This is a genomic window from Siminovitchia acidinfaciens, from assembly GCF_003605385.1.
GTDB lineage: Bacteria > Bacillota > Bacilli > Bacillales > Bacillaceae_C > Siminovitchia > Siminovitchia acidinfaciens.
The window spans coordinates 152,719-162,280 of the sequence record NZ_QYTV02000008.1; the positions used below are offsets into that span (position 1 = coordinate 152,719).

General features: G+C 41.2%; 8 protein-coding genes and 1 riboswitch. Of the genes, 6 read left to right on the top strand and 2 right to left on the bottom strand.

Going from position 1 to position 9,562, the window contains the following annotated elements:
- Window positions 1-474 precede the first annotated feature (474 nt).
- The 4 genes from D4T97_RS16215 (at window position 475) to D4T97_RS16230 (ending at window position 5,693) form a co-directional block, all read left to right on the top strand.
- Window positions 475-933: a DUF2935 domain-containing protein gene (locus D4T97_RS16215; protein WP_126051803.1), complete on the top strand. Its 459-nt coding sequence runs from the start codon at window positions 475-477 to the stop codon at window positions 931-933.
- 86 nt (window positions 934-1,019) lie between these two features.
- On the top strand, window positions 1,020-1,937 hold the full coding sequence (locus D4T97_RS16220) for a DMT family transporter (protein ID WP_126051804.1): 918 nt from the start codon (window positions 1,020-1,022) through the stop codon (window positions 1,935-1,937).
- Window positions 1,938-2,808: 871 nt separating this feature from the next.
- A complete protein-coding gene (locus D4T97_RS16225; RefSeq protein WP_408021620.1) occupies window positions 2,809-4,335 on the top strand; it encodes a solute carrier family 23 protein in 1,527 nt (508 codons plus the stop codon).
- Between the two features lie 395 nt (window positions 4,336-4,730).
- Entirely contained in the window at window positions 4,731-5,693 is a 963-nt protein-coding gene (locus tag D4T97_RS16230) for a 2-hydroxyacid dehydrogenase (RefSeq protein WP_126051805.1), read from the top strand.
- 62 nt (window positions 5,694-5,755) lie between these two features.
- On the opposite strand, the gene D4T97_RS21145 is transcribed toward D4T97_RS16230, so the two are convergent.
- A complete protein-coding gene (locus D4T97_RS21145; protein WP_235872286.1) occupies window positions 5,756-6,265 on the bottom strand; it encodes a TM2 domain-containing protein in 510 nt (169 codons plus the stop codon).
- 285 nt (window positions 6,266-6,550) lie between these two features.
- On the opposite strand from D4T97_RS21145, the gene D4T97_RS16240 reads away from it, so the two are divergent.
- Together D4T97_RS16240 and D4T97_RS16245 are read left to right on the top strand one after the other, a co-directional pair.
- On the top strand, window positions 6,551-7,516 hold the full coding sequence (locus tag D4T97_RS16240; RefSeq protein WP_164525607.1) for an asparaginase: 966 nt from the start codon (window positions 6,551-6,553) through the stop codon (window positions 7,514-7,516).
- Between the two features lie 186 nt (window positions 7,517-7,702).
- Window positions 7,703-8,527, top strand: coding sequence for an STAS domain-containing protein (locus tag D4T97_RS16245; RefSeq protein ID WP_126051807.1), 825 nt, complete (start codon window positions 7,703-7,705; stop codon window positions 8,525-8,527).
- A gap of 102 nt (window positions 8,528-8,629) precedes the next feature.
- Here D4T97_RS16245 and D4T97_RS16250 read toward each other — a convergent pair whose 3' ends face one another.
- The gene (locus D4T97_RS16250; RefSeq protein WP_126051808.1) at window positions 8,630-9,118 is read right to left on the bottom strand and encodes a QueT transporter family protein; all 489 of its coding nucleotides are present in this window, start codon (window positions 9,116-9,118) and stop codon (window positions 8,630-8,632) included.
- 7 nt (window positions 9,119-9,125) lie between these two features.
- Window positions 9,126-9,170: riboswitch (PreQ1 riboswitch) on the bottom strand.
- Window positions 9,171-9,562: the final 392 nt, after the last annotated feature.

The window sequence follows — 9,562 nt, forward strand, 5'->3', positions numbered from 1 at the left end:
TGTCGGAAAGCTGCATGAAGCAGCCTCAGAGAAGCTTTGCATGATTTAATTGAAACCAGTAGCTTTCCTACGATAAGTCAACAAAACCCTGCTCCTGCGCCATAGCTTACTCAAGAAGCATTATTCAGCTCGTCGCAAAGCCGCACGTAACTTTTACAAAGAAGTAAACTCATGATGCATAGAAGTAAGATGCTTGGCTCCGACGGACAGGACGTCCTAGTGCTACAGACATACAGGAGGTACTAGTGCAAGCGACAGGATGTCTTGTCCTGAGCCTGCCCGAAGCCACTGGACAAGAAAAGCTTCAGCTTTTTCAAGGATGTGGTGCTTTGAGGCGCCCAGCGCTTGCCGCCCCTAAACGGCCGTCTTCCGCATTTCGGTTTGTAGGTCGCTAAACGAGCGCTTTCTTTTTTCTCGCATATCCTTGTCCCACTCCCCATATATTGGAATAGATTGAATTTGGGGAGGATGGGCATGCAATTTTATTACGGACAGCAAATGCCGCTGCGTATTTTGGATGAAGCGGAATTTTGGAAGCATCAAGAAGAGGAACATACCGTTGTAATCCGGGAATTGGTCACTGGGTTGGAAAAGGAGTATGTGGACGCCCTGCATGAATGGGAAAAAGCATTATCAAGGACCCATCAGCAGGTTGTCAGTTTTATAGAAACAGTGATTAGATCCAACTTACAAATTTCTGCACAGCTGTATCAACAGGTGTTGCAGCTTGTATCTTTTTGTCTGGAGGAGAGCCAAAGATTTATAGAATTGTGCAGGCAAATTAAAGACGAAAGCACGGTTGTCAGCAATAATCAAACGGCCAAGGTAGTTATTAATCATATCATTCGGGAATCTGAATATTTTATTGGGATTGCAAGGGCCCTTTTATCCCAGAACTATGGAAACATAGCAGTACCTCCACAGCAAAGCTGAGAGTCTCTTTTATCGGAGGCTCTTTTATCTTTTGGACATATGATAAAGTGGTAGATAAGGAGATTGTCATTAAAGGAGAACCTCATATGTATGCATACATAATCATGATTTTTGTGGTCATTTTTTATGCTGGAAATATTCTTGTCGGTAAGGCAATCAATGAATTGCCACCCTTAACCATGTCATTTTTTCGGCTTTTGGTGGCGTTTTTATTATTGCTGCCCATCGGCTTGCGGAGTGCCTGGACACAACGCACAATATTTTGGGAACATAAAAAACCGCTTTTGGTAATGGCTTTTACAGGTATTTGTTTTTTCAATGTCTTTTTATATGGGGCCCTACAATTTACTTCAGCAACAAAGGTATCCATATTTGAAGCGGTCATTCCCGTTGCTACAGTTTTATTGAGCTTTTTTTTATTAAAAGAAAGACTGGGCGGCATTCAGTGGGCAGGTATTTTGATATCATTAGCCGGCGCCGTTTGGGTTGTCATGGACGGAAAGGTTTTGCAATTAGCCAGCAGCGGATGGAATCTTGGTGATGTAATCATGTTGGGGGCAATCATTATGTGGGCAGTCTATTCGATTGCCGTTAAGCAGCATATGTATCTCTTTCCGCACTATGGAGCTATTTTGGTAATGTCGGGAATTTCAGTCATCGTACTGTTTCCGGCTGCATTGATTGAGTGGTATTTCGTCGGAGTGCCTTCATTAAATTTGCTTAACGTTATAGGGCTTTTATATTTGGGGGCTTTCCCATCTGTGGTTGCACTGGTTTTATTTAATCGGGGAGTAGAATTGCTCGGACCGTCCCGTGCATCTGTGTTTTTGAATTTCCTTCCAGTTGCAACGATGGTAGGGGCTTACTTTTGGCTTGATGAATCAATATCAGTGATGCAGATGCTGGGCGCGTTAATCGTGATCTCCGGTGTGATTTTAACCACCCGTCCATCCCGTTTAAAGCTCAGGGGGAAAGTTGACTTGAATAAACAGAAGTGTTCGTAGGCTCTGCGAATCATGATTTGGGCAATTCTATTGCATAATGCCTAAAATATTCAAAAATTCAAACTAATATATTGACGAATCAATTGATTAGGATTAACATATTAACCAACAAAATAATTTTTACATGTAAGCATTTAACTTATGGTGAAATCGGAACATGCTCGACCAGTCGAGCATGTTTTCCAACTGCCCATAGCCGGCCGCTTAATATCCATTTATTGGAATTTGAGAAGCCGCGGATTTAGAGGCTTGTTTTTGCATGCCCTAAATCTGCGGCTTTTTTATATGAAGAAAGTGGAAGCTCTTTTGGCATTTGATCAAAATATATTTGCTTTGTCTAGCTTCAACGCCCAGAGACTAGCAAACTTCTCACTCCTTTCCCTAAAAAGCCTCGCTGGAATTTGGCTCTGAGCACTATGTTAAGTCAACAAAATCTGCTCCTGCGCCATCGATTATTCGTGGAAGTTTTGTTTAGCTCGTCGTAAAGCTGCACGAAGATTATACAAGAAGCATATTCACGCTGCAGAGAAGTAGGCTGCTTGGCTCCGGCGGACAGGAAGTACTAGTGCAAGCGAAGCGAGAGGACAAGGATAGCTTCGGCAGCGTTCCATCGCATGAAAGAAAAGTGTCAGCTTTTTCGAGGATGTCGCGTTTTGAGGTGGACAAGTAGCGTGTTTCCATGATACTCATTGCGGATTGCACCAGTTTGGACGTCGCTTTACGGGCGTTCCTGCTTTTCTCATATGGTCTTGAATTTATTTAGATCAAGCAGCGTACAATGTCCTAAGGGGGTGTTTGGACTTAGTTAAAAAGAAATAAATGGGTGTCTGATGTTGATAAAATAAATAAATGAAGCTGGAGGTGCATTTTATTGAACAGGTCAACTGTGCATTATCCCTGGTTTAAAAGAGAGGATATGGACGGATTCTTTGCCTTGTTTCAAAACAACCTCGCGGATTTTGTCATCATTGCAGTCAGTATGCTGGGAATGGGTTTTCCAAAGGAAATTGTCTTTGGAAAGGTGATACCGGGTGCGGCCATTGCGGTTGTTGTAGGAAATTTGTATTATGCATATACTGCGAACCGGCTGGCAAAAAAAGAAGGACGTTCGGATGTAACAGCTTTGGCATACGGAATAAGTACTCCCGTAATGTTTGTTTTCCTTTTTGGTGTTCTTCTTCCTGCAAAAACTATTGTAGGTGATCCTGACCTCGCATGGAAAATTGCAGTCGGTGCCTGTTTTGTCAGTGGAATGATAGAGATTCTAGTGAGTTTCATTGGAAGGTGGATTCATAAACATATCCCAAGGGCTGCGATGCTCGGGGCTTTGGCGGGAATCGCATTGTCATTCATTGCAGGGGAGATGTTATTTAAAACTTTAGAGATCCCAGTGGTCGGATTGGTCGTCTTAGCAATTGTAATTGTCGGAATTATCGGTAAGATAGCCATGCCATTTAACATTCCCGCATCCCTGTTTGCTATCATTATCGGGACGATTATTGCCTATTCGATGGGACAGTCAAGTTTTGCTCAAATTTCGGAAGGTCTGGGGGATTTGGGCTTTTATCCATTCATTCCCACGCTTGCAGCTTTTGACGGTACGGTGCAGTTATTTACTACGATGACGGCAGTGTTGGCTGTAGTCATTCCTATTACAATCTATAATGCTGTGGAAACAATGAATAATGTTGAAGCCGTCTCAACATTGGGGGACAAATATGATGTAAAAGAGTGTATGGCTGTTGATGGTGTTGGTACAGTGCTGGGGACATTTTTTGGCGGAGCGTTCCCGACAACTGTATATATGGCTTCAGTCGGATCAAAATGGATGGGCGCAGGCCGCGGTTACAGTATATTAAATGGAGTTGTCTATGTTTTTGCGGCAATGTTCGGATTGATTGCTGCCATCTCCAGTATTATTCCAGTTGCTGCGATTGCTCCGATTATGGTATTTGTCGGAATTTCCATGATTGCAACAGCCTTCCAGTCTAATCAGGTGAAATATTTCATGGCTGTCTCGATTGCCATGCTTCCGTACTTCGCAAACTATATTATGACCCGCTTTAACAATAATGCGGGGGAAGTCGTTGATGGAATATCGTCAGCTATTGTTCCGTTGGGCCAAGGGGCCATGTTCTCGGGAATCATTTTGGGAGCGATTACCGTTTATGTCATCGACCATAATTTCAAAGGGGCTGCTATGTTCTCAATTGTAGGGTTCCTATTCTCTTTCTTGGGAATCATGCACGCGCCAAAACTCGCTTTCAATGCGGCTCCGGCATTTGAAATCGGATATTTGCTCATGGCTGTCTACTTCATTTACTACGCCTATAAAGGAGTCAGGGTACTGTCTGAACCAAAGGTGGAGGACCCAATTATTGAGGAGAAGAGCGGATAAAATGATAAAATAACATCTCTTCTTGGCTATTTTGCCGAAAAGAGGTGTTTTTTACTTGAATTGATGTTTCCACTACTTATCGGTCCAAGATGATTAAATAATTTTAGAGATTGATAGAGTAATCATGAAAAGGATCATTCAATTTTTAATGTTGGTCTATATTTAGACCGTAAGTTGGAATCATCCTGTGTTCCCCTCAATTTTTTTGCTTTTTTTTGCAAAAAATTAAACATAGGCGAAACTGGTTGTTTTTAAGAAAAGTGTCAAGTTGGTCTCCCCCTTTTTACATTCATCTGTTGCAGTAATTCGTCTCTGTTGTCAATCACTTATTGAAAGCGATACAATAATAAGCGTGTGAACAATCAGAAAAAAGGGCAGCAGAGGAGGAGCCAACATTGAAACCAAAAGTGTACGTATCCCAGCCAATTGCAAAAGAGGTAAAAGAATACTTGGCACAGTATTGCGATTTTAAAGTTTGGGAGAATGAAGAGCCGATTAAAAGGGAGGATTTATTAAAAGAGATTGCGGATGTGGATGGATTGATCACATCTGGGCGTAGAATTACCGAAAACTTGCTGAATCACGCACCCAATTTGAAAGTGGTTAGCAATTTATCTGTTGGGTATAACAATTTTGACCTGGAATTGATGAAAAGTCGGAATGTCATCGGGACCAATACACCCGGAGTATTGGATGAAACCGTAGCAGACTTGGCTTTTGGCTTGATTTTAGCATCGGCTAGACGGATTGCGGAATTGGATCAGCTCGTTAAAGCTGGAAAGTGGGAGCCGACTTCAGGTGATGATCCGTTTGTTGGTGTGGATGTCTATGGGGCAACACTAGGAATTATCGGTATGGGCAGAATTGGTGAATCCATTGCTAGAAGAGCGAAACTAGGATTTAACATGGATGTCCTGTATTATAACCGGAGTCGTAAGCCGAATGTAGAAGATGAGCTCGGGGTTAAGTACAGTGACAAGGAATCCCTTTTACAACAATCTGATTTTGTGTTATTAATGACACCGCTAACACCAGAAACACAAGGGATGATCGGTGAAAAAGAATTTAAGTTAATGAAAAAATCAGCAATTTTTATTAATGTATCACGCGGCCAGACGATTGACGAGCAGGCACTGATAAAGGCGCTTGAGAACAAAGAAATTCATGCGGCTGCTTTGGATGTTTTCGAGCAGGAGCCGGTGAACAAAGATAACCCGCTTTTGAAAATGCCAAATGTGGTCACAACTCCTCATATTGGGTCGGCCAGCAGGAAAACAACCGACGCTATGGCAATGAAGGCGGCAAAAAATATGGTTGCGGCATTGACAGGTGAAGAGCCTGAGAACCGAGTGGTGTAACTGAAAAAAATAGCAGGGCCTCACACTAAGGTGCCTGCTATTTTCTATTTAACAGAACGTATTCAACTCGCGCGCATATATCCCTTGTCATGCTTACGGGCAAAATCCTCATCGTTGGAAATTAAATAAATGATACCTTCAATGAAGCCGATGATTGAGGGAATATATGTCCAGCAGAATATCAGATAGATGATTCCCTGTAGCCATTTTCCCAAATAGAACTTATGTATACCAAAACCGCCAAGGATTATTCCAAGAATTCCAGCTGCAACTTTGCTTTTTGTATAGCGGGGAGCGTATCCATGACCGCCACCTGAGCTGGATGAGCTGCTTGACGAGCTGGAAGCACCCCCGCCTCCGCCGGCATTCATAAATACCATTGGCTGTTGGGCACGGTTGGTATCTTCAAGTTTCTCTATTTTTTTCTTGTTTTCGTCAAAAATCTCCTCAATGCAGCTTTTGCAATAATTCTTATTTTTTATTTCTGTATTGCAATTTTTGCAAATGAATTTTCCACATCCGACACAAACCCCGACAGAGCTTACATCATCATGTATGTAGCAATTAGACATTGTCCTGCCCCTTTCACAATATGAATCTATCCTTCTAAAAACAGCGTCAATATGTTACTAATAATCTTACTATTTTACACAATTAATGTAAATACGAGGAAAGAAAAGCCTTGGCGAATATTAGGTGAAAGATGCAGACGAAGATGTCTAATATGCTATAATTGCTGTCAGATATTATTGAAAACTTTTTTGTCGAATGAATTTCCAGTGAAACTACTGAATATAACGGGTGTAAAAAGCTTAGCGTTGAATACTAGAGCAAAATCACACCAAGAGGTGAAGAGCTTGAAGAAGATAAAAATTTTTACCACTGGCGGAACTATTGTCAGTACCGGTGAGCAGGGAGCAACTCCTACGCTGTCAGGAAAAGACTTAATAGCTTGTATTCCAGGCATAAACGATATAGCGGACATTGTTATTGAAGATTTTTCAAAAGTGCCAAGTACTGAAATGACACCAGACCTGATGCTCCAGCTTGCAAGAAAAGTTGAGAAATCATTGCAAGATGATAGTTTTGATGGAGTCGTTATAACACATGGAACTGATACAATGGAGGAGACTGCCTATTTACACGAATTGGTAATAGACAATAAAAAGCCGATAGTGTTCACAGGTGCGATGAGACCGGCCTCAGCTCTCAGTGCTGATGGTCCCGCGAATTTGCTGAATGCCATTATTGTTGCCAGTGAGCCGAAGAGTATGGGATATCCACCGCTCATTGTATTAAACGAAGAAATCCATATAGCGAGATTTGCAACAAAATACCACACATCGGCATTAGAATCCTTCACTTCTATGGAGTGTGGTCCTGCAGGGGTAGTCAAAGAAAACAATGTTTTTTATTTTTATGAGGTTCCTAGAAAATCTGTTTGCCAACCGGAAAACATAAAAGCAAACGTAGAAATCATTAAGGTATCTGCCGGATCAAGTGATTTATTATTAAAAGCGGCTATCCAAAACGGATGTGAAGGTATTGTTATTGAAGGAACAGGCGCAGGCCATGTACCATCTGCGTGGACAAAATCAATAAGAAAAGCCATCCAAGCCGGGGTTATTATTATAGTAGTATCGCGTTCACCCGGTGGTTATACTCTAAAAAATACATATGGAATGCCAGGAGGAGAAATACATTTAAGGGAGCTCGGAGTAATCTTTGGACATTCTAACGCTCCCAAAACAAGGCTATTCTTGAGTTTGGCAATTAGCGCCGGGTGGAATAAGGGTAGAATTGAAGAGTTTTACAAATACTAGGAAAGATGTTGAACTTGCGTCTATGGGGGCCCGGTTCAACATCTTTTTATTTTTTATGAAAGGATTTCTATCGAGCGAAGGGAGCAGTTAAGTTTACTGAAGGTTAGGAATTTGTTACGATAGAAACCGAGATACTGATGCACCTTACATTTTCAATTCAAATGCTTTCTAAATGGGGGATGCTTTTTGGATATAGTATATAGCTCAGAAATGGACATGAGGACCTTTTTTAAACAAAATAAGGATTCATTTGAAGAAAGGCTGCTAAGGGAAGCGGTAAATGTACGCAATAAAATTGAAGATATCAGGGTGATCGGAAATATCAATCTCTTGGATAATGCGCATTTGCTTGTTATGTATGTTATCGAAGGGAGAGAGCAGGAGCTTGTAGACTTTGCCGTCCAGGAAGGAAAGGCATGGGCCAGATTCTCACTGACTTTGGCATTTAAACTGGAGTGGGTCCAGGCAATCCGCAGGACACTTTGGACTTACCTGCATCATTATGACATTAAGAGCAGTCAGCCCGAGCAGATGGAAAGGTTCTATTCTTTGGAAAAAGCCATTAACCAAAGGGTCGATCAGTTCTTGAATACCTTCTTTCTCAGTTATTCCAAATATAAAGATGAACTGCTTGATGCCCAAAGGGAAATTGTTGAAAATTTGTCTGTTCCCATCATACCGCTTAATTCAACGATTTGTGTCCTTCCATTGATCGGTGAAATAGATGAGGCTCGAGCCTTAATCATTGAAGAGAAAATATTGATGGAAATTTCGAAGTTCGGAATTCAGACATTGATGATTGACTTGTCGGGAGTTGCAAAAATGGAGCCGGAAGTCATTGACCGTTTCATGAAGATTATTGACGGTATTGAATTGATGGGATGTGAAGCGATTCTGACCGGGCTTCATCCTATCATCGTTAGAAAAATGATCAATCTTGGTGTTTCTTTCGGCGACAAAGCTGTTATGAAAGGGACTTTACAACAAGCGGTTAAAGATTATTTGACATGATAAAACGCATGGATTTCCGATTTCCGACTGAGACATCCTGTCCGTTGAAGCTAGACATATCCATAAAAAAGCTGCCGTTAATTGCAACGGCAGCTTTTTTCTTTATGAAATAATCCGATCAAAGCCGATTCGCTTGTTAAGATAATAAACTACCGGGGCTCCAACGGCCATTACAACAAATTCCCCGACAGCTACCGTAAACCATGTGAGGAAAAACGGAAAGCCTAGAGCCAATTTTAACTCGAAGGCAATGATGAACATCGTAAAAGTGAAGACGACAGTATTAAAAAACATCCTTAGCCAAATGTTTTTAATAAATTTGGCTGAAGCGATTGTAATTAATAGTGCAATCACAGATTGGGAAACCCCGAAAACAAGGTCATATACACCCAACGGTGAAAATAATAGATTTGTTAGAAAAACTCCAATGACGATTCCGAAGATGTATTTTTTGTTAAAAATAACCAAGTGATTGAACATTTCCGAAACCCTGAACTGGATATTTGTAAAGCCGAATGGCTGTACAAAAAAAGAAACGGCAATGTACAATGCCGCCAAAATACCGTTGACTGCAAGCGTCTTAATATTCATTATTTATCTCTCCCTAGTTTTTTTTCGTGGGATGGTTTCGAACCACGTAATACCTAGCTCATAATACCAGTGTTCGCATTCGTTTGTAAACATCAATGTGTAAAGCATGTGTAAAATGTTTTCCATTCCTTGAAAGCCATTTATCGTTTTTTCTTCATCTAGTTTTCGCACATCTTTAATCATATGAGCGTACCTTCGTTGTAACGATATCAGTATGACCTAAGCGTTGTGATATAAAATTGTTTCAATGTACTAACCAGCAGAAACAAGTTTATACAAGTAGGGGGAACAGTTTTTCGGACGGAATCCAGTCCACTGGCGTTACGTTCAACCTCGCTACCGTTAGCATAAGACCAAATGGAAAAAGGTCAACCAGTAAATAAAATGTACCCTTTGTAAAGGACATTTTTGAAAAAGGTCATGCCGCATGGAGAAGATGATTTC